Raw genomic sequence first — 22,663 nt, 5'->3', positions numbered from 1 at the left:
ACCCTTTCGGCCCGCCGGCGTTCTGCACGCATGGCGGATTCGACCGACATAGATGAACTCCGCGAGGCCGCCCGCCATCGCGGGCTGAAGCTGGTAAAGTCGCGCAAGCGCACGCCGGGCAGCGACGATTATGGCCGTTTCGGGTTGACCGACGCGCAGGGCAAGGCCCTGTTCGGCTTCGGCAAGGACGGGCTGACGGCGACGGCGGACGACATAGCCGCCTATCTGCGCGGCCAGGCGGCGACCGCCTGGGGTGCATCGATCCGCCGCCGCTCGATCCGGCGCACCGGCTGATCAACCGGCAACGCGCCGTCCGGCTTCCGAAAGGCTGCGGAAGGTGATCGACCAGCGCGTCACCGCCATCTCGGCAATGCCATGTTCCCAGCCGTGCCGCGCCTCGCCGCTCAGATGATAGACAGAGCGGGGCGCCAGATCGATCGAAGCCCGGTCAAACCCGCCGGGACGGCGGCGGCGGAAGCGCAGCGTGGCCCCCTCGCCCAGCGAGATGCCGACAACATGCTCGAACTGCGGCCTGTCGCGATGCCAGCCGATGCCGGCGCCGGGATCGTAGCGGATCAGCAGCGCCTGGACGAGATCGTCGGGAGCGAGCCCCGCGAAGGCCGCCGCTCGCGCGCGCAACGGCAGCAGCCAGGAAGGGAGCGGATCGGCCGCCCCGAAGCGGCCCCGGTCGAAATCATAGCTCCAGCCGAAGGACGCGGTCAGCCGCTTGCCGAGCCAGCCCTGGAAACGGAAGGGCGCCAGACCCGCAGCGTCGATCGCCGCGATCAGATCGGCCTGTTCGGCGACGCCGACGATCCCCTCGCCATAGGCAAGGCCGGGCAGCACCGGCGCGCCGAACAGGTCCACACCCATGATCAGGCCGGCGAGGCGCCCACGATACCGGGGCTGGAGAGCGGCTTGTCCTCGCCGCGCGAATAGGTGCCGACCAGCATGCCCGCGCCCAGCACGCGGCCCTCTATTACGCGGGCCAGTTCGCTGCGGGTGGGATTGGCGCCGATCGGTATCGCCTCGCTCAGCGCGAACAGCTGGAAGACATAATCATGCGAGCCATGGCCGGTGGGCGGATCGGGCGGCAGCCAGCCCTCGCTGAAGAAGCTGTTGCGGCCGACGTCGCGCCCGTCCTCGGCGCCGCCGCCATCCTTGGCGATGGCCCCTTCGGCGAGGCGGCGCTCCCCGGCGGGAAGATTCCAGACCAGCGCATGGACCAGCGGATGCAGCGCCGGGGCATCGGGATCCTCGACGATCAGCGCCAGACTGACCGTCCCTTCCGGCACGTCGCCCCAGACCAGCGGGGGCGACACGCCCTCCCCATCGGCGGTGAACCGCACCGGCAGGCGCCCGCCATAGGCGAAGGCAGGGCTCGACAGGTCGATCACCGCGTCTCCGATCGCCAGTTCGGGCTGGACGATGACGAGCTTGCTGTGCCCCGCGCGGACATTGCGGAGCATGGCGCCCAGCCAGGCGGGAAGATGTTCGAGCATCGGCCTTTTCTCCTTCGCGGACGACAATGCTTGGGCGGGCATCCTGATCCCGCGCGCGGCGAATGTCACCCCCTTCGGAACGCGGCCGGGCCCTCGCTCATTGCGCAGCCATGAAGATCGCGACCTATAATGTGAACGGGGTCAACGGCCGGCTCCCGGTGCTGCTCCGCTGGCTGGAGGAGTCCCGCCCCGACATCGTCTGCCTGCAGGAGCTGAAGGCGCCCGAAGAGCGATTTCCCGCCGCCGCGATCGCCGCCGCCGGCTATGATGCGATCTGGCACGGCCAGAAGAGCTGGAACGGCGTGGCGATCCTCAGCCGGGTCGGCGCGCCGGTCGAAACGCGGCGCGGCCTGCCCGGCGACCCCCAGGACACCCACAGCCGCTATATCGAGGCCGCGGTCAACGGGCTGCTGATCGGCGGCCTCTATCTGCCCAACGGCAATCCGCGGCCCGGCCCGAAATTCGATTACAAGCTGGCCTGGTTCGAACGGCTGATCGCCCATGCCGCCGAACTGATCGACAGCGGCGCCCCCGCCATCCTTGCCGGGGACTTCAACGTGATGCCGACCGAGCGCGACGTGTACAAGCCCGAGCGCTGGCTGGACGACGCGCTGTTCGCGCCCGAGGTCCGCGCCGCCTATTTCAGGCTGCTCGACCAGGGCTGGACCGACGCGCTGCGCGCGCTGCACCCGGACGAGACGATCTACACCTTCTGGGATTATTTCCGTAATGCCTTCGTCCGCGACGCGGGGTTGCGGATCGATCATCTGCTGCTCAGCCCGGCGCTGGCGGACCGATTGCTGGCGGCCGAGGTCGACAGCCATGTGCGCGGCTGGGAAAAGACCAGCGATCATGCCCCGGTGTGGATCGAACTGGGCGAGGGGAAACGGCGGCGGGCGAAGCGCCAGCCCGGGTGAGCCCCACGGACGAAAGCGGGAAGAGGTGGCATGTTCGGTCATCGCTTGCCATGCACGCATCGGCGCGGCATCGCTGCGCCATGGATCTAGACGCCCTCCTCCTCCACTATTTCGACACAGACGATCTCGACACGCTGGACGACGCCGCCATCGAGGCCGGGCGGGAGCGGGTCGCCATCGCCTTCGGCACCGAGCGCGACGCGGGCCGCCGCTTCGCGCTGTGGATCCTCCTGCATGCGCTGGGCAGCGCACCCGATCCGGAGACCGCCTTCAAGGACCCGAAGGACCGCAAGGCGGCCGAGGATTATGCCTGGGCGGCGGGGCGGATCGGCAGGACGTGACCGAGCGGCTGTCGCTCGCGGCCGCCCGGCGGATCGCGCTGGCGGCGCAGGGATTCGGAAAGGCCCGCCCGGAAAGGTCGGACAGGCACAGCTCCGGCGCGAGATAGAGCGGCTTTCGCTCCACCAGATCGACAGCGTCAACGTGCTGACGCGCGCCCATTATCTGCCCGCCTTCTCGCGGCTGGGCGGCTATGACCGGGCATTGCTGGACGAAGCCGCCTGGGGCGGCCGACGCAGCCGGCGGATGTTCGAATATTGGGCGCATGAGGCGTCGCTTCTGCCCCTCGACCTTCATCCGCTGCTGCGCTGGCGGATGGCCGAGGCCGATCGCGGCGAGCGCGGATGGGCGGGCCTGCGCGTGTTCGCGGGCGAACGCCGTAGCGAGGCGATGGCGGTGCTCGATCGCATTCGCGCCGAAGGGCCGCTCGGCGCCTCCGATTTCGACGAGGACAGGAGCCGCAGCGGCTGGTGGGAATGGGGCGATGCCAAGCGCCGCCTGGAATGGCTGTTCTGGGCGGGCCACATCACCACCACTACCCGGCGCAACGGCTTCGAACGGGTCTATGACCTGACCGAACGGGTGATCCCGGGCGCGATCCTGGCGCTTCCCACGCCGTCCAGGGCCGACGCGCATCGCCAACTTGTGGAGCGGGCAGCCCGCGCCATGGGCATCGCGACCGAGGGCGACCTGCGCGACTATTTCCGCACCGGCGTCGCCGAGACGAAGCAGGCGATCGGCGAATTGTCCGAGCAGGGCGTGCTGCGGCCCGCCATGGTGGATGGGTGGCGCCAGCCCGCCTGGCTGCACCGGGACGCGAAGGCGCCCCGGCGGATCGCGGCACGCGCGCTGCTGGCACCGTTCGACCCGCTGATCTGGGAGCGCGCGCGGACCGAGCGGCTGTTCGGCTTCCATTACCGGATCGAGATCTACACCCCCGCCGAGAAGCGCCGGCACGGCTATTATGTGCTGCCGTTGCTGCTCGGCGACCGGCTGGTCGCGCGGGTCGACCTGAAGGCCGACCGCAAGGCCTCCCGCCTGCTGGTCCAGTCCCGCCATTTCGAACCCGGCGCGCCCGCCGACACCGAGGGCGAACTGGCGGACGAACTGGCCGCGATGGCCCAGTGGCTGGGGCTCGAAAGGGTCGAGGCCCGGTTTTGAGGTGGACAGCCCGCACGCGCCGCCGCTAACCCTCCCCGGGGTTTTGTGACGGAGACGAACCGATGCGGAAGATGCTGAGCCTTGCGCTCCTGGGCTGCGTGATCGTGACGCTGAGCGCCTGCAACACGGTGAAGGGCCTGGGCCGGGATATCCAGTCGGTGGGCGAGGCCGGCGACAAGGCGCTCTGAGGAAGGGACCACTCCCCTCTTCAATCCGGGCCGCGCCACGTCTAAAGCGCCCGCATGACGCATCAGATACATATCATCGGCGGCGGGCTCGCCGGATCCGAAGCCGCGTGGCAGCTCGCCGAGGCGGGAATCCGGGTCCGCCTGTCCGAAATGCGCGGAGTGGAGAATACCCCCGCGCACCAGACCGACAGCCTTGCCGAACTGGTCTGCTCGAACAGTTTCCGGTCTGACGATCCGCACAATGCGGTCGGCCTGCTCCATGCCGAGATGCGCGCGCTGGGATCGCTGATCATGGCGAAGGCCGACGCGCACCGCGTGCCGGCCGGATCGGCGCTGGCCGTCGACCGCGAGGGCTATGCGGAGGCGGTGACCCGGGCGATCGCCGAGCATCCCAACATCGAGCTGGAGCGCGAGCGGGTTGACGCGCTGCCCGACAGCGGCGCCGTGATCGTCGCCACCGGCCCGCTGACCGCCGCATCGCTGGCCGCCTCGATCGGCGATGCCACCGGCGCCGACGCGCTGGCCTTCTTCGATGCGATTGCGCCGATCGTCCACCACCACAGCATCGACATGGACGTCGCCTGGATGGCCTCTCGCTGGGATAAGGGCGAGACGAAAGACTATATCAACTGCCCGATGGACAAGGACCAGTATCTGGCCTTCCACCAGGCGCTGCTGGACGGCGAGAAGGGCGAGTTCAAGGACTGGGAGAAGGACACCCCCTATTTCGACGGCTGCATGCCGATCGAGGTGATGGCCGAGCGCGGGGTCGACACGCTGCGCTATGGGCCGATGAAGCCGGTGGGCCTCGATAATCCCCGCACCGGCCGCTGGCCCTATGCCGTGGTGCAGCTGCGCCAGGACAATGCGCTGGGAACGCTGTGGAACATGGTCGGCTTCCAGACCAAGCTGAAACATGCCGAGCAGGTGCGGCTGTTCCGCACCATTCCCGGACTGGAGAAGGCCGAGTTCGCGCGGCTGGGCGGGCTCCACCGCAACACCTTCATCCAAAGCCCCAAGCTGCTGGACGGCACGCTGCGGCTGAAGAGCCGTCCGCACGTCCGGTTCGCGGGCCAGATCACCGGCTGCGAAGGCTATGTCGAGTCCGCCGCGATCGGGTTGCTGGCGGGGCGCTTCGCGGCCGCGGAACTGCTGGGGCAGCCGATCGCGTCACCGCCGGAGACGACCGCGCTGGGCGCGCTGCTCGGCCATATAACCGGCGGTGCCGACGCCGCGAGCTACCAGCCGATGAACGTCAATTTCGGGCTTTTCCCGCCGCTGGAGGGCGCACGCGGGGGCCGCAAGCGTAAGGGCGACCGCAAGGCGATGATGGCCGAGCGCGCCGGCGAGGCGCTGAAGGGATGGATGGCCCCGGCCGCCTGACCGGGGAGTTCGCTATCGCCGCCGGATCAGATGGCCGAGGCTGTCGGTATGGTGCGGCAGGCCCGCCCCGACGGGGGCGCATTCCTGTTCGATATCCGCGCGGATCGTCTCGAGCTGCCTCTCGGTCAGATGTTCGATACCGATATAGTCGTTGCGCGCGCCATCGATCGCCCGGATGATCTCGTCCAGCTTGGCCTGCATCGCCGCCGCGTCGCGGTTCTGCGCGTTCTGGATCAGGAACACCATCAGGAAGGTGATGATCGTGGTCGTGGTGTTCACGATCAGCTGCCAGGTGTCCGAAAAGCCGAATATCGGTCCACTCGCGCCCCAGAGGATGATCGCCACGAAGGCGACCACGAAGGCCAGCGGCTGGCCGACCGCGCTGGCGATCCTGGCGGCGATCCGGGTGAAGAACTGATCCATCTCTGGCCCCTTCAGAAAAATCGTCCGAGTCCGGACCTTCCTTCCGGTAGCACAACGTTCGGCTGCATGCCGCTGTTCCGGTTGCGACGATAGGCTTTGCCCCCTAAAGCGCGCCGATGGACGCATCCCAGCTTCGTGTCGCCCTGTTCACGGGCAACTACAACTATGTGCGCGACGGCGCGAACCAGGCGCTGAACCGGCTGGTCGGCTATCTGCTGCGCCAGGGCGCGGCGGTCCGCGTCTATTCGCCGACCATCGAGAAGCCCGCCTTCGCGCCGACCGGCGATCTCGTCAGCGTGCCATCGCTGCCGGTGCCGGGACGCGCCGAATATCGCTTCCCTACCGGCATTCCGGCGCGCGTTCGGCGCGACCTGACCCGCTTCGATCCGAACATCCTGCATGTCGCGAGCCCCGAGATACTGGGGCATCGCGCGGTCAGCCTGGCGCTGCGGCGCAAGCTGCCGGTGGTGGCATCGGTCCACACCCGGTTCGAAACCTATTTCCGCTATTACGGCCTGGCCTTCATGGAGCCGCTGGTGGAGGCGTTGCTGCGCCGCTTCTATCGCCGCTGCGACGCGATCTTCGCGCCGTCGGAATCGATGGCGCAACTGCTGCGCGAACAGCGGATGAGCTATGACGTCGGCATCTGGTCTCGCGGGATCGACCGGACGATCTTCCAGCCCGAGCGGCGCTCGCTGGAATGGCGACGGTCGCTGGGCATCGCCGACGACGAGGTGGCGATCGGCTTCGTCGGCCGGCTGGTGATGGAAAAGGGGCTCGACGTGTTCGCCGACGCGATCGACCAGCTCGAACGCCGCCAGGTGCGCCACAAGGTGCTGGTGGTGGGCCAGGGGCCGGCGCGCGAATGGTTCGAGAAAAGGCTTCCCCAGGCGGTGTTCGCCGGCTTCCAGGCGGGCGAGGATTTGGGCCGCGCGGTCGCCTCGATGGACATGCTGTTCAATCCCTCGGTGACGGAGACCTTCGGCAACGTCACGCTGGAGGCGATGGCCGCCGGCCTGCCCGTCGTCGCCGCGCGTGCGACCGGCAGCGAGAGCCTGATCGAGGACGGCGTGACCGGCCGGCTAATCGCACCGGGGCGCATCATCGCCTTCGCCGACGCGCTCCAGGCCTTCTGCGACAGCGAGGAGCTGCGCCGCACGATCGGCCAGGCGGGCCTGAGGGCCAGCGAGCGCTATGGCTGGGACCAGGTCAACCAGGAACTGGTCGACAGCTATATGCGGATCATCCGCCAGCATCAGGCGGGGATTCGCGTGATCCGGCAGAGCCCGGTGCCGTGATACGGACGATCCTCCCCCCGCTTCGTGTGGGGAGGATCGGTCAGGCCTCCTTCCAATCGAAACCCAGCGGCGCCTCCCGGAAGGCGAAGCGGTCGAGATGGGTCGCCACCACCTCCTTCAGCCGTTCGAGCTGCTCGTCGGCGCTCGCCTCGATGCGGACGTGCAGCCTGTCCGGCGCGGCGGTGAAGGTGACCGCGGCATCGTCCGGAAAATCCGCGCCGCGCGCGTCCTTCGGAAACACCACCACGCCCTTCTCGGGCGAGAATTCCACCGAAAGATTGTGCGACCAGTGCTTGCAGAGCTGCTGGAGACATTTGCTGCCGTTCGCGGTCGGCACCGCCGCCGTCGCCGCGACCATCACAGCCGCTCGATCTTGCGCGCGGTCTCGTCGAGCAGCGCCGCGATCTCATGGGCGATGTCGGGGCTGCGATCGCCGCGCGAGATACGCTCCCGCAACGCCATGGCGAGGTTCATCATCGCCCGCTTGACCGGGAAACGGCCCTCGCCGCCCGGCTCCTCGCCCATCGCGGCGATCCGGGCGAACAGCGCCTCGACCTTCTCGGCCTGCTCGCCAATCTCCAGCTTGCCCGCCTCGGTGATCGCGAACAGCCGCTTCGAACCCTCGGCCGCCTGCTCGGCAATGTGGCCCATGTCCTCCAGCATCGTGATCGTCGGATAGACCACGCCGGGGCTGGGCGCGTAGGTTCCGCCAGACCGCTCCTCGATCGCCTTGATCAGATCATAGCCGTGGCGCGGCTGCTCACCGATCAGGGCCAGCAGGACAAGGCGCAGCTCGGCACCGTCGAACACCCGGCGGCGCCCGCCACGGCCGCCACGGCCTCCGCCGAAACCGCCAAATCCCTCTTCGAAGGCGTCGCCGAAGCCCCCGCCCCAGAAACCACCATGGCGGCCGCCGCGCATCGCATGCCAGCGGGCATGGCGTTCGCCCATGCGTTTGTGAAAACCGAACATAAAACTCCAATCTGTCGTTCTGGTTATGAATCGAATCAGTTTCGATGCATCCAAGATATATCTTGAAAGAGTTTTGACAAGTGGGCTTTCGACGCCCCTGTGCGGGCGGCTTCCGCCGTCCTATATCGCTGGGCGATGGCCGACCTCTTTGCGCCCGAACCGTCCGCAACCCTCCCCGCCGAAGCCGCGCCGCTCGCCGAACGGCTGCGGCCGCGCAGCCTGGATGAGGTGATCGGACAGGAGCACCTCACCGGCCCCGAAGGCGCGATCGGCCGGATGGTCGCCGCCGGGCGCCTCTCCTCGCTGGTGCTGTGGGGGCCGCCGGGAACGGGCAAGACGACGATCGCGCGACTGCTGGCCGATGCGGTGGGCCTGCGCTTCGCGCCGGTCTCGGCGGTGTTTTCGGGCGTGGCGGACCTCAAGAAGATCTTCGCCGAGGCGCGTGAGCACGCCCGGATCGGCACCCGCACCCTGTTGTTCGTGGACGAGATCCACCGCTTCAACCGCGCCCAGCAGGACAGCTTCCTGCCCTATGTAGAGGATGGGACGGTGGTGCTGGTGGGCGCGACCACCGAGAATCCGAGCTTCGAGCTCAATGCAGCGCTGCTGAGCCGTGCGCAGGTGCTGATCCTCAACCGGCTCGACGCCGCCGCGCTGACCCGCCTGATCGAACGGGCCGAGGCGGTGATGGAAAGGCCCCTGCCCCTGACCCAGGCGTCGCGCGAGGCGCTGGTCGCCTCCGCCGACGGCGACGGGCGCTTCCTGCTCAACCAGGTTGAGACGCTGTTCTCGATCGCGATCGACCATGATCTGGAGCCGGGCGAGCTGGCGGCGCTGCTCCACCGGCGCATGGCGGTCTACGACAAGGACCGCGAGGGCCATTACAACCTGATATCGGCGCTGCACAAATCGCTGCGCGGATCGGACCCGCAGGCCGCGCTCTACTATCTCGCGAGGATGCTGACGGCCGGCGAGGAGCCGCTTTATGTGCTGCGCCGGCTGGTGCGCTTTGCCAGCGAGGATGTCGGCCTCGCCGATCCGCAGGCGCTGGTGCAGTGCCTGGCCGCCAAGGACGCCTATGACTTCCTGGGATCGCCCGAGGGCGAACTGGCGATCGTGCAGGCCTGCCTCTATCTGGCGACCGCGCCCAAATCCAACGCCGCCTATGTCGCGCAGAAGGCGGCCTTCCGGTCGGCGAAGGAGACGGGGTCACTGAGCCCGCCCAAGAACATCCTCAACGCGCCGACCAAGCTGATGAAGGATATCGGCTATGGCAAGGGCTATGCCTATGACCATGACGCCGAAGATGGCTTTTCGGGCGACGATTACTGGCCCGAGGAAATGGCGCCGCAGAGCTTCTACCAGCCGGCGAATCGCGGCTTCGAGGCGAAGATCGCCGAGCGGATCGCCTATTGGGAGAAGCTGCGCCACGAGCGGCGCGGCGAATGAGCCTCGACTGGGACGAGGTGAGCGGCTTCGCGGCGTCGCTGCCCGGCACGGAGCGTGCCACCCATTATGGCGGCCCCGCGGTCAAGGCGAACGGCAATGCCTTTGTGGCGCCGGGGCGCGAGGCCGGAAGCTTCTGCCTGCTGATCGATCGCGACACGGTCGACATGCTCAAGGAGACCGACCCCGACACCTATTGGCAGACCCCGCATTATGAAGGCTGGCCTGCGGTGCTGGTGCGGTATGACAGCGCCGATCCCGAGCGGGTGATGGCGATGATCGGGCGCGCGCACGAACAGGCCCTGGCGAAGAAGCGGCCCCGTCCACGGCCCAAGAAAGCGGAATGATCCGGCGTTTCGCGCGCTTCGCCTGCATCGACTGGTCGGGCGCGAAGGGCGAGCGGCAGAAGGGGATCACGGTCGCGATCAGCGACGGGCCCGGCCGGACGCCGAGGCTGATCGAGCGGGCCTGGTCGCGCCAGGCGGTGCTGGACTGGCTGATCCGTCATGCGCGGCGGCAGAGTGACCTGCTGATCGGCATCGACTTCTCGGCCGCCCTGCCCTTCCTCGACGCCGGCGCTTATTTTCCCGGTTGGCCGGAAAGCCCGCCCGACGCCCGCGCGCTGTGGCGGCAGATCGACGCCGTCTGCGCCGCCGACCCGCATCTGGAAACGGGCAGCTTCATCGACCATGGCGAGATCAGCCGGCATTTCCGCCGCCATGGCGGCCGGCAGGGCGACCTGTTCGGCGCCGGCAACGGCCGCTATCGCCTCGTCGAGCGGCTGTGCCGCGAGGGCCGCCACGCGCCGGCGACGAGCTGCTTCAACCTGGTCGGCGCGGCGCAGGTCGGCAAATCGAGCCTCACGGGGATGCGGATGCTGCACCGCCTGGGCGGCAAGGTGCCGGTCTGGCCCTTCGATCCGGTTCCCGAGCGCGGCCCCCTGATCGTCGAGATCTACACGACCATCGCCGCCCGGCAGGCCGGCCTCAGCGGCGGCAGCAAGATGCGCGACGCAGACCGGCTGCGCGCGGGCCTTGCCGGCTACGGCATCCGGCGCGCACCGCAGCTGGCGCGCTATGACGACCACAGCACCGACGCGATCCTGACCGCCGCATGGCTGGCCGAAGCCGCCGCGCGCGAGGATTTGTGGCACCCGCCCGCCCTTTCCGGTGAGATTGCGCTCCTGGAGGGCTGGACCTTCGGCATTCCCTGACGCATGAGAGCGCGGAGTGCCGGCTTAGCTCAGTTGGTAGAGCACCTGATTTGTAATCAGGGGGTCGCGGGTTCGATCCCTGCAGCCGGCACCATTTATATCAATATTCAATATCTTATACCGTACCAGCTTCTTTGCATATTTGCATATTCGGATGCCAACACACGGATCAACACACGTGCCGGCGTTCCCGTGATAGATCGAGAAAATTGATCTGCTTGGTGTCGAGCTAGTTGATCGCCATCGAATTGCGCCCTTGTGTCAAGACACCGCGCTCTGCTGGTTCGCCGCCGCAAATCGGATCATACTTTTATCTAGCGTCGGGGCCAGTCGACTGCTGCCAAACAATCCGTGCAAAGCGCATTCACGCCGGACACCGCCATTCGTCCAAGCCGCGTAAGCTGCGGAAATTTCGGATCACCTCGATGCTATAACCGCCACCCCGGTCCCGAACCCGAAATTACATCATGTCAGCGGACCTAGGCGGACTCGACATCGCCAGGTCCGCCATAGGCTAGCCAGCCGCCATCGACCGGCAACAGCACGCCCGTCAGAAAACGGCTCCAGTCCGACAGCAGAAAGGCAGCTGCTGCGCCCACTTCCTCTACCTCGCCGAGCCGCCCCATCGGCGTTCGCCTCTCAAGCCGGCCGATATCGACCTTGCCCTCGGCGCTCAGCCGATCGATCATCGGCGTGCGGATATAGGTTGGGGCGAGCGAATTGACGCGCACGCCCGCACCGGCCCATTCGCAGGCCAGCGTTCGCGTCAACTGCGCGATCGCGGCCTTGGCGGGCCCATAGGCATGACGCCTGGGTATGCCGGTCACTCCGTTGACCGAGGATATGGTGACGATCGATCCAGAACCTTGCGCCAGCATGATCCTGCCGGCCGCCCGGCAGACAAGGAAAGTGCCGCGCAGGTTGATATCGGTTACGCGCTGCCAGTCAGCTATGGCGACTTCCAGCGCCGGTGCGACGACATCGCTGACGCCGGCGCTGTTGAACACGCCATCGATACCGCCAAGCAGCCTGTTTGCGCCGGCCATCAGCGCCTCACAGGACATCTCGTCCACCACGTCGACGGGCTGGCAGCGAGCTGGTGGCAAATCAGGCCAAGCCTTGATCAACCCGGCAAGATCGCGATCGGCGACGACAAGGTCCGCACCCAGCCTCTGGAACAACTGCGCCGCACCCAAGCCGATGCCGCTCGCTGCCCCGGTGACGACAATCCGCTTGTCCGAGAGCCATTCCGGCGACAATTGCGTTGTTCCCGCCATCATGCGTTCCAATGGGCCATGGGTAGGCCGGCGACCGGGCTGGTGAAGACGGGAATGGTGGTCGCGCGCAGGCCGCCCAGATAGACCTTATCCAAATTGGGTCCGCCGAATGTCACCGATGCCAGCCATGGACATAGCTTGCCGCCGGTCTTCATCAGTACATCGAAGGGTGGCGCATCGCCGCTGGCGACCGCGGCCTCCATCCTGGCGAGCCCCTCGGGATTGCCATCTTCCAGCAGCGTGAGCACATCCCCCTGCGGCGTGATTGCGATCAACCGATCGGCAAAGATCATGGTCGCCCAGAGATTTCCGTAGGCATCGAACGCGATGCCATCGATAAAGCCGGACCCGAGCCTGTCGGGCCCATAGGTTTCCCGCTCGGACAAGGATCCATCCGGCCCGACCCGCAGCCGGGTTACGCGGCGACGCGCGGTCTCCGCCACGTAAAGCCATTGCTCATGCTCGTCGAACCGGATTTCGTTCGTGAAGGCGAAACCATCGGCGACGATCCTGATGCCGCGCTCGTCCATCAGCGCGATGTAGCCATCCGCTAGATCGGGACGAAGCGCATCGTTCCAGGGGTTGGTTCGGGTGGAAGCGGTCAGCCAGATGCGGCCGCGGCTGTCGCACAGGACGAAATTGACCTTGCCCATCGGTTGGCCGTCGATGCTGTCGCACAGTACCCGCGTCTTGCCGTCGCGGGTCATGCGTTCAAGCCGATCGGTACCGAAATTGGCGATCACTATGTCGCCATTGGGCGCGAAGGCGAGGCCGTTGGGCAGGGTGCCGCCCAGCAGGCTTGCCGCGGCGTCGGCCTGCAGATCGAAATGTCCGTCGACCGACTGGAGGACCAGTTTCTGGCCATGGCCGGGCGCGATCTTCATCACCCCCCCGCGGGCATCCGCTGCCCATAATGTGCCATCGCGTTCGGCTAAGATGCATTCGGGGCGTTGGAGATCGTGACCGACAAAGCGGGCCTCTGCGGGATCGAACTGCCAGCCGTGAAGGGGGTTACGCCCCTTGCCCATTCGTACAAGCGTCATACGGTCTTCTCGGAATCCAGAGGAAAGCGCCGGTCGCGAAAGAGGTTTTTCCGCCGTGTTCGTCGCGCGCTCAATCGCTCAATAGGCGACGCGGTCGCCGCCCTTCAGCGCCAGGATCTCCCGCGCTTCGGCGGGGCTGGCCGGCTCATGTCCCATTTCGCGCAGGATACGCGCGATCTTGCGGACCTGCTCGGCATTGGAGACCGCGAGCTTGCCGCGCTCGATGAACAGACTGTCTTCCAGGCCCACTCGCACGTGGCCGCCCATCAACGCAGCCTGGGTCAGGAAAGGCATCTGGTGCCGGCCCGCCGCCAGAACCGACCATTGGAAGGTGTCACGACCGAACAGCCGATCCGCCGACTGCTTCATGAACATGAGATTTTCGAGATCGGGCCCGATGCCGCCCAAGATGCCGAATATCATTTGCACGAAAAAGCCTGGCCTGATCAGACCACGATCGAGAAAATGGGCAAGATTGTAAAGGTGCCCGACGTCATAGCATTCATGCTCGAACCGGGTTCCGGCGTCGCTCATCGTCTCCAGTATATAGGCGATGTCGCGAAAGGTGTTGCGGAAGATATAGTCGTCCGAATTGACGACATAATCCTTTTCCCAGGGAAATTTCCATTCACTGATCCGCTTCGCCGCGGGGAAGAAGGCGAAATTCAGCGAACCCATATTGAGCGAGCACATTTCCGGCTGGAATTTGGCGGCGGCGGCAAGGCGTTCCTGCACACTCATCGTCGCCGCCCCGCCGGTGGTGATGTTCACGACGGCATCCGTGGCCTGTTTGATGGTGGGCAGAAAGCGCTGATATACATCGGGATCACCCGTCGGACGGCCATCTTCCGGCACGCGGGCGTGCAGGTGCAGGATGGCCGCGCCCGCCTCTGCGGCCTCGATCGCCTGGGAGGCGATCTCCTCCGGCGTTATCGGCAAGGCCGCTGACATGGTCGGCGTGTGCGCTGATCCGGTAACGGCGCAGGATATAACCACTTTTGCCATCAATCATACTCCAGTGTAACTCTACCGCCGGGCCTGAACGCCATCGAAAGCGTCCCGTCAGGCAGCGGACAGGCCGCCGTCCACGCGCAGGACCTGTCCCGTGATGTGGCCCGGAGCGTCGAGCAGCAGCCAGATGCCGGTAGCGGCGATTTCGGCAGGATCCGCCATCCGCTGCTGGGGTATGGCCGCAACGAGAGCCGCTTCGGCTGCGGCGGCACCGCCCGACATCGCCTCGAACGTTGCGCGCATCATCCTCGTATCCGTGGCACCGGGCGCCACGACATTGGCGCGAACATTCTGCGGCGCCACCTCCAGCGCGAAGGACTTGGTGATGCCCACGACGGCGTGCTTGGACGCTCCATAGCATCCGCAGAGCGGATAACCTCTCGTGGCAAGATAAGAGCCCGTGCTGACGATCGATCCGCCGCCCGCAGCCACCAGATGCGGAGTCGCATATTTCATGTTCAGAAACACGCTGCGCGCGTTTACGGCCATGACGCGGTCGAAATTCTCGACCGTGGCTTGAGTAACCGGCACGACATCGCCCTCAATCCCTGCGATGTTGAAAACACCATGGAGCGCGCCAAACTCTTCTACCCCATGGGCTACATAGTTTCGGACGGCGGAATCGTCACCGACATCGGCACCGATCGCGAGAAACCGCCCCCTGGTGGCCCCTATGGCGTCGACAGCCTGCGACACGGTCGATCGGTCGAGATCGACGCAAACGACATTGACGTCTCGTTGCGCGAGAATATGGAGAGCCGCGAGGCCCATGCCCCCAGCAGCACCGGTCACGATCACCGTTTTCGTCATCATGCACTCCTTCGCACAGACCGTTCGACTTAATTCCGGGGCCTTCGCCAGAGATCGGCGGCTATCAAGCTAGAGCCGGCGGATGGCCGGCGGACACACGACCAGCGGGTTTGACGGGAGCGCGCCACAGACGTCCACGACCACAATGCCGAGGGATTATATACGAAGATCCCATGCTTTCAGCAGGCCAGCATGGGCTCGCTCGATCAACCTATCGTAAGGGATTTTCCACAATGAATCCGGAAGTTCCGTTCCCCAGCGCCCATCATCGGAGAAAATCTCGAAGTCGTACCAGCCTGTGTAGCCGCCCCGTTCGAGAGCCCCCAGCAATGCGGGTATGTCCATGATCCCGTCGCCCGGCAGCAGGCGGTCGGCAAAGCTGCGCGGCGGCTCGCGCCAGTCATTATACTGAACGCCGAAGATACGCGATGCGAACCGCTCGGTGTCCGGAATGATATTGTCCTCATCCCAGAGATGGTAGAAATCGTACAGAAGCCCTATTCCCGGGCCGATTTCATCCAAAAAGTCGATCGTTTCGGGCAGGGACCGGAGGAATGAGAAATCCAGCCCTTCGTTTCGATTTGTCTCGAGCGCCAGCCGCGTGCCCAGGCTGACGGCCAGCGCCGTAGCCTCCCGCAGCGCCTCGACAGCGATCTTGCGCGCATCTGCCGCATCATAGTCCGAGTTCGACCCCGTTACAGTCAGGATGCAGTCCGGTTCGAACATGGCAATGCGCCGGATGCTTCCGAGCATGGCCTCGAGACGCAGATCCGGATCGGCTGGCCCGGGGAAAATGCTGTCAGGCCGCAGCGGAAGCGGCGACGTGTTGGCCGGAATGCAGATGGTGGCCGCCAGCCCGCTTTCCTTCAGCGCCGCAATCTGCTGCTCTTCTTCGCCATCGCGAAGTTTGAACTCCGATATGGCGATGCCCGTTGCTCCCGAAGCCCTTATGAGATCGAGGTCCTGTTCAAAACTGGTGTCCGGCAGAGAAAGTTCGCAGACCGACAGACGTTGACGCACTGACATGGCATGATCTTTCACGATGATATCTTGAGGCAGACCGAACCCATTATCGGCCCCCAAGAGCTCGTTCGACGGTCCGATCAAGCAGTTCCTCAACATCGAACAAGGCGGATCCGGCGCTTCCCGACGCGACATAGCCACCGTCGACATAGAGATTTATGCCGGTGATGTTGGACGCCTCGTCCGAAGCCAGGAAAAGAGCCGCGTTGGTGATGTCGTCAGGATAGGAAATGCGGCCCAGCAGCGTCTGTCGATCGATCAGCATTCTCCGCTCTTCCGTCCCTTCATCGCCGTAAAGCGCGGCCACCGCCGGCGTGTAAACCGTCCCCGGTGAAACGACATTCACCCTGATGCGATCGCGTCCAAGGTGGTTGGCCAGTGCGATGCCCATTCGGATGACGGCGCCTTTGGCCACGGCATAGGGGAAGATATGCCCCAGATTACCGATGAAGCCGGACCCGAAGGTCGCGCCGGAGACCGAGCCCGTCAGAACGATCGAACCTCCGCCGCGCTTTCGCATCAGAGCCGCTGCCTGCTGCGCGACGAGAAAGCTCATCGTCACCACATTATCGAGCGAATAGTTCATGTCGGCCCGGGTGACCGCATCCGGCGAGCCATAGCGTGATGTCATTGCATAATGGACGAGGATGTCGAGGCCACCGAACCGCTCCTCTATGCGTTCCATGAGACGCGCAATCATCGCTTCGTCGGCCAGGTCGACCGGATGGACGGAGAGCATCTCTCCGCCCATTTGCTCCACAAGCCGCAGCGTCTCGGCCGCCTTGTCAGGATCGAGATCGCAGCCGACGATGCGGGCACCCTCGGCAGCGAAACGCAGCGCCGTGGATCGCGCTATGCCATCTCCGGTGCCCGTAATGAGCGCCACCTTTCCCTTGAGTCGATCGCCCATGTAACATCCTCTCATTTTCGCTGCTTGCCGTCGATGTCAGCTTCCAACCCTGACGGAGGCTGACATCGAGAGTTTCGGGCTACGCGCCTTGGTTCCTCTCAATATTTGATTGATGCCGTAACCCCATAGGTTCGCGGCGGCGCTGAAACCGATGCGTCTCCGACCGGGTACAGATTCGGATTGGCTATGGAGTAATAGTCCGTATCCGTCAGGTTCTTGCCCCACACCCGTACGGTGAACGGGCCGTTTGACGGCGACCATGACAGGCCGGCGTTGATAATCGTGTAGCTCGACTGGCGGACACGAGGATCCACCACGAAATTATATCCGCTATTATGTTGAAGGCCGACGTTCGCGGCAAAGTCGCCGCTCTCCGTGGGCAAGGTATATTGTGCTGAAATGCTGCCAACAAACTTCGGCGTACGGACCGTTCGAAACCCTTTGGCATTTATTATGCCAATGGAGTCGCCTCGCGCGTTCCGGAACTCATAGCCGGGATAGTCGGTATAATGGCCGTCCATAAGCGTCACGGCACCGCTCAACTTCAATCTCGATGTCGGAACATAATCAACGGTCGCCTCAAAGCCCTTGATATGGGAGTCTCCGGCGTTCTCGACCACGTTGCCGGAACCTCGGTTCACATTCACCTGCTGATCGGAGTAGCGGTACAGGAAGCCGTTGATGTTAAGCCTGAGCGTACGGTTGAACCACTCTGTCTTCAGGCCGACTTCATAGGCTTTGAGCTTCTCGGGGTCGTAGCCATCGGCAGAGAGCAACGCATAACCGCCGCTCTTGAAGCCCGTGTTGAACGAGACATATGCCAGGATGTCGCGAGAAAAATGCTGCTCCAGCGCAACCCGGAACGTCGGTTCCTTGAACACCCTCTTCGACGGAAACAAGCCCGCGGCAGGAAATGCGAACTGCACCGTATCCCTCGTGTAGCGAACGCCTCCGGTCAACTTGGTATTTTCCAAAAGCTTCACAGTAGCCTGTGCGAATCCCGCAATTGATTTGGTCTTTTGCTGATCGAAATCTATAAAGTTGATCCCGGTAAAGATGAAATCGTGATACGATCCCTTCGCACTATAATAGAAACCACCGACCATCCAGTTAAATACAGGATTGTCTCGACCTTTTAACCTTACCTCCTGAGAAAATCCCTGATATTTCGCAGTCCATGCGAGCTCGTATGCGCCATTTGCGATATTAGATTCGGTCGATTGATCTTCATCGAGCGTGTAATAATCGCTGGATTTCCGGTAGGCGGTGATGCTCGTCAGGCTCACCGCACCGAGATCCTGGTCGACCTTCAGAGAAAGGCCACCGGATTTAACACGCATAGTATCTGGGAAATTGATGTTCGCATCATAGCGACTGATATATCCCGTCGGCGGAATTGCGCCCGGAAGATCCGAGAAAGACCCCGGCGCTCTATGATAGGAAACCGTGTTTCCGCTCCGCGAATAATCCCCTGAAATCCGTAGAACGGTTTCTGTGGGAAGTTCGATCATCCACTTGTTTCTGATCGAAATATTGTTGATTTGGTATTTATTTATCTCGGAACCATCAAACAGATTTTTGCCATATCCTTTGCCCTGATTCTCATATTGGGCGGACACGCTGGTAGCCACATTTTCCGCAACGCCGACGGATCCATAGAAGGACGCATTGACATAGTCGTAATTTCCGTAGGATCCGGATACGTCCAGATGCGGATCCTGCGTCGGATCGAACGTCTGGATCTGGATGACACCGCCCGTAGCGTTACGGCCGAACAGGGTTCCCTGCGGGCCGCTGAGCACGTCGATCTGCTTGGTGCCCGCCAGCGAAAAGATGTTGGCCTGCGGGGCCGCCATATAGACGTCGTCCACATAGATCGCCACCGGGGACTCGGATGTCGGGTCGAAGAAATCGGAGCCGATACCGCGAATATAGGGGCTCGCGACAGAGACGTTGCTGTTCATGATGAGGCTGGGGGCCGCTTGTGACAGCTCCATGGAGCTGGTCACCCCCTGCCGGGAAAGAGCGGCCGAGGACAAGGATGTAACAGCCACAGGGACATCCTGAAGGCGCTCGGAACGACGCTGGGCCGTGACCACGATATCTTCCAACTGCGCGCCGTCGGCTTCAGTAGACGATGCTGGCCCGCTCAATGTCTGGGCAAAGGCGACGCCAGACAGGACGAAAGACACGACAAGCGTGGCAGCTGATGCGTAAAAACGGGATTGCATATTCCCTCCCCTCAAATAATTTGCTTCCAACCCCTGCAGTTTTTAGAGGCGGTTTTTTTTGTTCCAACTCGACTCTACCGGAGTCTCGCCATCTCATCGAGACGCGAGATGCGATGCAATCTATCTTATATTGAGATTATTCACGCCGATCAGGCCGGACGCGGAGTACGCGTTTCAGACAGGCGAAGTATGTACAGACCCTGATTCTTGTCGCTGATGAATATATATCCGCGCGAATCCACCAGCACGTCTTCAGTTTGGGCGATTAAACCCGTCGTCGGCCAGGGACCACGCCGGTCTGTGGGATCGGGCGGAAGGAAATAGGCAATTTCCTTGGGCAGACGCTCATCAGAGATATCATATACCCGCAGGCCTGCATTGAAATATGTCAGGAAGCAGATGCTTTCATCGTTCAGGAGAACATCCTGATACTGCCATTGGTGCTGGTTGTGCGGCCCGAACCGGGCGCCGCGCTCAACGAAGTTCTTATAGGGAGCGCCAGGGGGAGGCTCCGGCAGAGGGAATAGCGAAATCAGGCGGGGTTTTTCCTCTTCGCTCACATCGACTATGCCGGCATAGCCGAGTGATCCGGCTCCATTCTCCAAAATCGCTTCAGAATTGACGATCACCAAGGGCCGGTTTTGCAACGGAAGAGCCGTATGCACAGCAATGTAATGCTCGAACGGCGGCGAGAAGGGCAGATCGCTTACCAGCTTCGGCGCTCTCTTGTCGGATATATCCAGAATGACAAAGCCGCCGGCACTATAGGGCAAATAGGCGCGATCACCCTTCACATAAGCGCCGCCATGGAGAAGCGTTCCCGCCGAAACGCCCCCTTCCCCGCCGGCCAGCCACTGCCCTTCGCGCCACCAACGCGAGATTTCCGTGGGATTTGCGGGATCGGAGATGTCGACGATCTGCAGGATATGACCATCGAAGCCTTCCGGCAGACCGGTCGCGTAGACATACTGTCCACCGTCATAGTAATTGCGGTGCGTTCCTGATCCGCCTGTCTTGAAAACGCCCAGCTGCTGAGGATTTTCGGGATCTTCCAAATCCCAGATCGCAAAGCCCTCATGCTCCCACGGCCCCTCGTGCCCGCCGAGAAAATTTGGGATCGCCTCCATCGCCGTGATCATCTTGCCGTCCGCGATCTGGATCTGGAACGTCATGGTGTCCGCCGGACCCGGAACATGCTTGATATAGCGATGCTTATGGGGATCCGTGATATCCAGGATCACGAAGCCTGGCTCCCAGAGCAGAGCGGAATAGAGATACCAACGTTCCCCGACCCGGTGGATCGCCATCTTGAAGCCAGCTTTTCCGTCGAGATCGGCATATCCGACCTGATCGATATTCCAGCTGATCGCCTCCTTCTGTGGGAACATGCATCTCTCCTGGCCCTTCAAGCCGCGGCATGGCAGCGCGGCGTTTGGCGTGCTCCCGGATGTATCGGCCGAGCTTGGCTTTATCGAGCGCCTGCCCGGCAACGGACTCATCTCATCTCAAGATGAAACAGTGCCGGTCTGCTGGATAGCGATGAACGAGGCGCAGCATCAAAACATCACCCCGGCCTTTTTGAGATTCTCGATTTCCTCCATGAGGATCTCGTAGACGCAGGTGATGGCGTTGCTTGGAGCGGGTGTGACGCGGCGGGCGATATAGCGGGTAAGCGTAAGATCGCTGAGGAGTGTCGCATGCCAGGCCGGGTTGCTCCTTTCTTCCAGCACCGCGGTTTCTGGTAGGAGCAGCGATCCGTAGCCCAGCATCGCAAGGGATTTCATCAGGGGAAGCGTGTCCGCCTCCACCCTAACATCCAGTGAGATGCGACTCTTCTTTGCCAAAGCCTCGATGTTAGAGCGCTCCCGGTGAGGAAGACGAGACAGGATGAGCGGGACGCCGAGCGCTTGCCGCATCGTGCATGCTCCGGACGGTAACGGATGCATGGCGGCTGGCGCCAGGAGGTAGAATTTTTCACGCGCGAGCGGCTGAACATCTATCCCGGCTATGGGGTCGGGGAAGGTGACGATCGCCAGGTCGAGACGCCCCTTCACCAAGAGTTCCTGCAGTTCAGACGTCATGGACTGCACAGGATCAATGTGCACAGCCGGATAAAGCTCGCGCGCTTTTTTGAACAATAGCGGGAAGAGGATATTTCCGTCGGACGGATGCGCGCCAAAGTTGACCGTTCCGACAACCTCGTCGGCGGCATCTCGAACAAGCGAACGGAGCGCCTCGGCATCGAGAAGAAGTTGAGTTGCAGCGTCCAGCAACCGCGTTCCAGCTCTTGTCAAACGGACACGCCGACCATCCCGGGCGAACAGCGCCACACCCAGATCTTCCTGCAATCTGGAGATTTGCCGACTGAGGGCCGACTGAACGATATTCAGCCGACTGGCGGCATCCGTGAAGCTGCGCAACTCGGCGACCGCGACGAAGTAGCGGAGTTGCCTCAGATCCATGCCATAGCCTGCCGGGTCAATCTACAGCCGCCTCCCAGAGCAAGAACAACACCGACGGTCCGCTTGCCGCCGGCGCGTGATGTTTCCTTGTTCACCCTGCAAGCATAAGCCGATACAGCGTCGAAATCGATACCGATCTCGTTGTGGTCGGCGCACCTCTTCAAGCCCTGGGTGCCCTCCTGGGTCGTTTCATATCTCGCTTCCTCACCATATTTTGCCGGTCAGGATTTGGCTCCATAAGTGAAAGCGCAGCTGCCGATGCCACCGATGTGGATCCGCACATGGTCTCCGGGCACAACCGTGACCATTGGCCCAAGCGCGCCCGACAGCAGGATGTCGCCCGCCCGCAGCGGTTCGCCAAGCTTCGCCAGCATCCGGGCAATCCAATGCACCGAATTATAGGGGTGGCCGAGGCACGCTGCGCCAGATCCCACCGATGCGACGGCTCCGTTGACTTCCGTCACCATGCCGCAGCTGTAGAGATCGAGTTCTTTATGCGGAAGGGGGGCAGTTCCAAGCACGAAAAAGGCCGAGGAGCCGTTGTCCGCGACGGTATCAGCGAAGGTGATCTGCCAATCCGCGATGCGGCTATCGACGATCTCGATGGAAGGAACCGCCTTGTCGATCGCGGCGATCACCGTCTCCAGCGATGCGTCGGGATCCGCAAGATCGCGGCCTATCGTAAAGGCGATTTCCGCCTCGGCTTTGGGGTGAATGACCCGCGCCGGATCGAGAACGCCTCCGTCAGGAATTTCCATGTCTGCAAACAGCGCACCGAAATCGGGTTGGTCGACACCGAGCTGCCGGCGGACCGAATCCGCGGTCAGGCCGATCTTGCGGCCGACCAGCTTACGCCCCAAGGCTTCCCAGTGCCGGGTGTTGATGGCCTGCACGGCGTAAGCGCCTTCGGCATCAAGCGGTTCGAGGAAATCCCGCAAGGGTGCGATTGGAGGGCCCCGATACGCATCGCGCAGCATCCGCGCCACAAGGTCGAGTTTTCCGTTCATGGGAAAGTCCCTATGCAAGACAGCAGGGCCAGTGCAATCTCGCCTTG

Annotated in this window: 25 protein-coding genes and 1 tRNA gene; 11 read left to right on the top strand and 15 right to left on the bottom strand. The window is 63.6% G+C overall.

Annotated elements, in window-relative coordinates:
• Nucleotides 1-30 precede the first annotated feature (30 nt).
• Entirely contained in the window at nucleotides 31-294 is a 264-nt protein-coding gene (locus tag CMV14_RS10410; RefSeq protein ID WP_066964972.1) for a hypothetical protein, read from the top strand.
• Here the strand turns inward: CMV14_RS10410 and CMV14_RS10405 are convergent, their stop codons facing one another.
• Both CMV14_RS10405 and CMV14_RS10400 read right to left on the bottom strand, forming a co-directional pair.
• On the bottom strand, nucleotides 295-873 hold the full coding sequence (locus CMV14_RS10405) for an alpha-ketoglutarate-dependent dioxygenase AlkB (protein ID WP_066964969.1): 579 nt from the start codon (nucleotides 871-873) through the stop codon (nucleotides 295-297).
• A 2-nt stretch (nucleotides 874-875) separates the two neighbouring features.
• A complete protein-coding gene (locus CMV14_RS10400) occupies nucleotides 876-1,502 on the bottom strand; it encodes a YbhB/YbcL family Raf kinase inhibitor-like protein (RefSeq protein WP_066964966.1) in 627 nt (208 codons plus the stop codon).
• A gap of 110 nt (nucleotides 1,503-1,612) precedes the next feature.
• Between CMV14_RS10400 and xth the strand changes: the two genes are divergently transcribed.
• The 5 genes from xth (at nucleotide 1,613) to trmFO (ending at nucleotide 5,490) form a co-directional block, all read left to right on the top strand.
• Nucleotides 1,613-2,419 carry an exodeoxyribonuclease III gene (gene xth, locus CMV14_RS10395; RefSeq protein ID WP_066964963.1) on the top strand — a complete coding sequence of 269 codons (807 nt, stop codon included), beginning with the start codon at nucleotides 1,613-1,615 and terminating at the stop codon, nucleotides 2,417-2,419.
• A gap of 80 nt (nucleotides 2,420-2,499) precedes the next feature.
• A complete protein-coding gene (locus CMV14_RS26710; RefSeq protein WP_066964960.1) occupies nucleotides 2,500-2,760 on the top strand; it encodes a hypothetical protein in 261 nt (86 codons plus the stop codon).
• A 142-nt stretch (nucleotides 2,761-2,902) separates the two neighbouring features.
• Nucleotides 2,903-3,919, top strand: coding sequence for a winged helix-turn-helix domain-containing protein (locus CMV14_RS10390; protein ID WP_238147252.1), 1,017 nt, complete (start codon nucleotides 2,903-2,905; stop codon nucleotides 3,917-3,919).
• Nucleotides 3,920-3,981: 62 nt separating this feature from the next.
• Nucleotides 3,982-4,107 (top strand): entericidin A/B family lipoprotein, encoded by a 126-nt coding sequence (locus CMV14_RS10385; protein ID WP_066964954.1) that lies wholly within the window; start codon nucleotides 3,982-3,984, stop codon nucleotides 4,105-4,107.
• 54 nt (nucleotides 4,108-4,161) lie between these two features.
• Nucleotides 4,162-5,490 (top strand): methylenetetrahydrofolate--tRNA-(uracil(54)-C(5))-methyltransferase (FADH(2)-oxidizing) TrmFO, encoded by a 1,329-nt coding sequence (gene trmFO, locus CMV14_RS10380; protein ID WP_066964951.1) that lies wholly within the window; start codon nucleotides 4,162-4,164, stop codon nucleotides 5,488-5,490.
• 12 nt (nucleotides 5,491-5,502) lie between these two features.
• Here trmFO and CMV14_RS10375 read toward each other — a convergent pair whose 3' ends face one another.
• Complete coding sequence (locus CMV14_RS10375; RefSeq protein WP_066964948.1) at nucleotides 5,503-5,913, bottom strand: low affinity iron permease family protein; 411 nt, start codon at nucleotides 5,911-5,913, stop codon at nucleotides 5,503-5,505.
• Between the two features lie 116 nt (nucleotides 5,914-6,029).
• Here CMV14_RS10375 and CMV14_RS10370 point away from each other — a divergent pair, with 116 nt between their 5' ends.
• Entirely contained in the window at nucleotides 6,030-7,211 is a 1,182-nt protein-coding gene (locus CMV14_RS10370; RefSeq protein ID WP_066964945.1) for a glycosyltransferase family 4 protein, read from the top strand.
• Nucleotides 7,212-7,251: 40 nt separating this feature from the next.
• Here the strand turns inward: CMV14_RS10370 and CMV14_RS10365 are convergent, their stop codons facing one another.
• Nucleotides 7,252-7,569: a DUF2218 domain-containing protein gene (locus tag CMV14_RS10365; protein WP_066964943.1), complete on the bottom strand. Its 318-nt coding sequence runs from the start codon at nucleotides 7,567-7,569 to the stop codon at nucleotides 7,252-7,254.
• On the bottom strand, nucleotides 7,569-8,183 hold the full coding sequence (locus CMV14_RS10360; RefSeq protein WP_066964940.1) for a PadR family transcriptional regulator: 615 nt from the start codon (nucleotides 8,181-8,183) through the stop codon (nucleotides 7,569-7,571). The genes CMV14_RS10365 and CMV14_RS10360 overlap by 1 nt, the downstream gene beginning before the upstream one ends.
• 135 nt (nucleotides 8,184-8,318) lie before the next feature.
• Between CMV14_RS10360 and CMV14_RS10355 the strand changes: the two genes are divergently transcribed.
• From CMV14_RS10355 to CMV14_RS10340, 4 genes are all read left to right on the top strand, one after another.
• Nucleotides 8,319-9,632: a replication-associated recombination protein A gene (locus tag CMV14_RS10355; RefSeq protein ID WP_066964937.1), complete on the top strand. Its 1,314-nt coding sequence runs from the start codon at nucleotides 8,319-8,321 to the stop codon at nucleotides 9,630-9,632.
• Nucleotides 9,629-9,976: an MmcQ/YjbR family DNA-binding protein gene (locus CMV14_RS10350; RefSeq protein ID WP_066964934.1), complete on the top strand. Its 348-nt coding sequence runs from the start codon at nucleotides 9,629-9,631 to the stop codon at nucleotides 9,974-9,976. Before CMV14_RS10355 ends, CMV14_RS10350 begins: the two co-directional genes overlap by 4 nt.
• Complete coding sequence (locus tag CMV14_RS10345) at nucleotides 9,973-10,842, top strand: hypothetical protein (protein WP_066964930.1); 870 nt, start codon at nucleotides 9,973-9,975, stop codon at nucleotides 10,840-10,842. Before CMV14_RS10350 ends, CMV14_RS10345 begins: the two co-directional genes overlap by 4 nt.
• A gap of 18 nt (nucleotides 10,843-10,860) precedes the next feature.
• Nucleotides 10,861-10,936 (top strand) — tRNA-Thr (locus tag CMV14_RS10340).
• 385 nt (nucleotides 10,937-11,321) lie between these two features.
• Here the strand turns inward: CMV14_RS10340 and CMV14_RS10335 are convergent.
• The 10 genes from CMV14_RS10335 to CMV14_RS10290 all read right to left on the bottom strand — a co-directional run bounded on the left by CMV14_RS10335 (nucleotide 11,322) and on the right by CMV14_RS10290 (nucleotide 22,616).
• Nucleotides 11,322-12,119, bottom strand: coding sequence for an SDR family NAD(P)-dependent oxidoreductase (locus tag CMV14_RS10335; RefSeq protein ID WP_066964927.1), 798 nt, complete (start codon nucleotides 12,117-12,119; stop codon nucleotides 11,322-11,324).
• The gene (locus tag CMV14_RS10330) at nucleotides 12,119-13,003 is read right to left on the bottom strand and encodes an SMP-30/gluconolactonase/LRE family protein (RefSeq protein ID WP_238147251.1); all 885 of its coding nucleotides are present in this window, start codon (nucleotides 13,001-13,003) and stop codon (nucleotides 12,119-12,121) included. The genes CMV14_RS10335 and CMV14_RS10330 overlap by 1 nt, the downstream gene beginning before the upstream one ends.
• Nucleotides 13,004-13,240: 237 nt before the next feature.
• A complete protein-coding gene (kce, locus tag CMV14_RS10325; RefSeq protein ID WP_066964922.1) occupies nucleotides 13,241-14,167 on the bottom strand; it encodes a 3,5-dioxohexanoate:acetyl-CoA acetone transferase in 927 nt (308 codons plus the stop codon).
• Between the two features lie 57 nt (nucleotides 14,168-14,224).
• Entirely contained in the window at nucleotides 14,225-14,983 is a 759-nt protein-coding gene (locus CMV14_RS10320; protein WP_176489071.1) for an SDR family NAD(P)-dependent oxidoreductase, read from the bottom strand.
• A gap of 156 nt (nucleotides 14,984-15,139) precedes the next feature.
• Nucleotides 15,140-16,090, bottom strand: a complete 951-nt coding sequence (locus tag CMV14_RS10315) for a sugar phosphate isomerase/epimerase family protein (protein WP_176489072.1) — start codon at nucleotides 16,088-16,090, stop codon at nucleotides 15,140-15,142.
• The gene (locus tag CMV14_RS10310; protein WP_066964912.1) at nucleotides 16,053-16,916 is read right to left on the bottom strand and encodes an SDR family NAD(P)-dependent oxidoreductase; all 864 of its coding nucleotides are present in this window, start codon (nucleotides 16,914-16,916) and stop codon (nucleotides 16,053-16,055) included. Before CMV14_RS10310 ends, CMV14_RS10315 begins: the two co-directional genes overlap by 38 nt.
• A gap of 98 nt (nucleotides 16,917-17,014) precedes the next feature.
• Nucleotides 17,015-19,147, bottom strand: coding sequence for a TonB-dependent receptor (locus CMV14_RS10305; protein ID WP_083215917.1), 2,133 nt, complete (start codon nucleotides 19,145-19,147; stop codon nucleotides 17,015-17,017).
• 149 nt (nucleotides 19,148-19,296) lie between these two features.
• Nucleotides 19,297-20,535, bottom strand: a complete 1,239-nt coding sequence (locus CMV14_RS10300) for an LVIVD repeat-containing protein (protein ID WP_066964906.1) — start codon at nucleotides 20,533-20,535, stop codon at nucleotides 19,297-19,299.
• A 168-nt stretch (nucleotides 20,536-20,703) separates the two neighbouring features.
• On the bottom strand, nucleotides 20,704-21,609 hold the full coding sequence (locus CMV14_RS10295) for a LysR family transcriptional regulator (protein WP_066964903.1): 906 nt from the start codon (nucleotides 21,607-21,609) through the stop codon (nucleotides 20,704-20,706).
• A gap of 221 nt (nucleotides 21,610-21,830) precedes the next feature.
• Nucleotides 21,831-22,616: a 2-keto-4-pentenoate hydratase gene (locus tag CMV14_RS10290; protein WP_066964900.1), complete on the bottom strand. Its 786-nt coding sequence runs from the start codon at nucleotides 22,614-22,616 to the stop codon at nucleotides 21,831-21,833.
• Nucleotides 22,617-22,663 lie beyond the last annotated feature (47 nt).

Origin of the sequence: Rhizorhabdus dicambivorans (assembly GCF_002355275.1) — a bacterium.
Taxonomy (GTDB): Bacteria; Pseudomonadota; Alphaproteobacteria; order Sphingomonadales; family Sphingomonadaceae; genus Rhizorhabdus; species Rhizorhabdus dicambivorans.
The sequence above is the reverse complement of the archived record's forward strand: the minus strand, read 5'-3'. Positions and strand labels throughout refer to the sequence as shown.

Bases quoted from the DNA above. Each gene is read 5' to 3' on its own strand.
- CMV14_RS10410 (WP_066964972.1), top strand. From the start codon at position 31: ATGGCGGATTCGACCGACATAGATGAACTCCGCGAGGCCGCCCGCCAT.
- CMV14_RS10405 (WP_066964969.1), bottom strand. From the start codon at position 873: ATGGGTGTGGACCTGTTCGGCGCGCCGGTGCTGCCCGGCCTTGCCTAT.
- CMV14_RS10400 (WP_066964966.1), bottom strand. From the start codon at position 1,502: ATGCTCGAACATCTTCCCGCCTGGCTGGGCGCCATGCTCCGCAATGTC.
- xth (WP_066964963.1), top strand. From the start codon at position 1,613: ATGAAGATCGCGACCTATAATGTGAACGGGGTCAACGGCCGGCTCCCG.
- CMV14_RS26710 (WP_066964960.1), top strand. From the start codon at position 2,500: ATGGATCTAGACGCCCTCCTCCTCCACTATTTCGACACAGACGATCTC.
- CMV14_RS10385 (WP_066964954.1), top strand. From the start codon at position 3,982: ATGCGGAAGATGCTGAGCCTTGCGCTCCTGGGCTGCGTGATCGTGACG.
- trmFO (WP_066964951.1), top strand. From the start codon at position 4,162: ATGACGCATCAGATACATATCATCGGCGGCGGGCTCGCCGGATCCGAA.
- CMV14_RS10375 (WP_066964948.1), bottom strand. From the start codon at position 5,913: ATGGATCAGTTCTTCACCCGGATCGCCGCCAGGATCGCCAGCGCGGTC.
- CMV14_RS10370 (WP_066964945.1), top strand. From the start codon at position 6,030: ATGGACGCATCCCAGCTTCGTGTCGCCCTGTTCACGGGCAACTACAAC.
- CMV14_RS10365 (WP_066964943.1), bottom strand. From the start codon at position 7,569: ATGGTCGCGGCGACGGCGGCGGTGCCGACCGCGAACGGCAGCAAATGT.
- CMV14_RS10360 (WP_066964940.1), bottom strand. From the start codon at position 8,183: ATGTTCGGTTTTCACAAACGCATGGGCGAACGCCATGCCCGCTGGCAT.
- CMV14_RS10355 (WP_066964937.1), top strand. From the start codon at position 8,319: ATGGCCGACCTCTTTGCGCCCGAACCGTCCGCAACCCTCCCCGCCGAA.
- CMV14_RS10350 (WP_066964934.1), top strand. From the start codon at position 9,629: ATGAGCCTCGACTGGGACGAGGTGAGCGGCTTCGCGGCGTCGCTGCCC.
- CMV14_RS10345 (WP_066964930.1), top strand. From the start codon at position 9,973: ATGATCCGGCGTTTCGCGCGCTTCGCCTGCATCGACTGGTCGGGCGCG.
- CMV14_RS10335 (WP_066964927.1), bottom strand. From the start codon at position 12,119: ATGGCGGGAACAACGCAATTGTCGCCGGAATGGCTCTCGGACAAGCGG.
- CMV14_RS10330 (WP_238147251.1), bottom strand. From the start codon at position 13,003: ATGAAGATCGCGCCCGGCCATGGCCAGAAACTGGTCCTCCAGTCGGTC.
- kce (WP_066964922.1), bottom strand. From the start codon at position 14,167: ATGGCAAAAGTGGTTATATCCTGCGCCGTTACCGGATCAGCGCACACG.
- CMV14_RS10320 (WP_176489071.1), bottom strand. From the start codon at position 14,983: ATGACGAAAACGGTGATCGTGACCGGTGCTGCTGGGGGCATGGGCCTC.
- CMV14_RS10310 (WP_066964912.1), bottom strand. From the start codon at position 16,916: ATGGGCGATCGACTCAAGGGAAAGGTGGCGCTCATTACGGGCACCGGA.
- CMV14_RS10305 (WP_083215917.1), bottom strand. From the start codon at position 19,147: ATGCAATCCCGTTTTTACGCATCAGCTGCCACGCTTGTCGTGTCTTTC.
- CMV14_RS10300 (WP_066964906.1), bottom strand. From the start codon at position 20,535: ATGTTCCCACAGAAGGAGGCGATCAGCTGGAATATCGATCAGGTCGGA.
- CMV14_RS10295 (WP_066964903.1), bottom strand. From the start codon at position 21,609: ATGGATCTGAGGCAACTCCGCTACTTCGTCGCGGTCGCCGAGTTGCGC.
- CMV14_RS10290 (WP_066964900.1), bottom strand. From the start codon at position 22,616: ATGAACGGAAAACTCGACCTTGTGGCGCGGATGCTGCGCGATGCGTAT.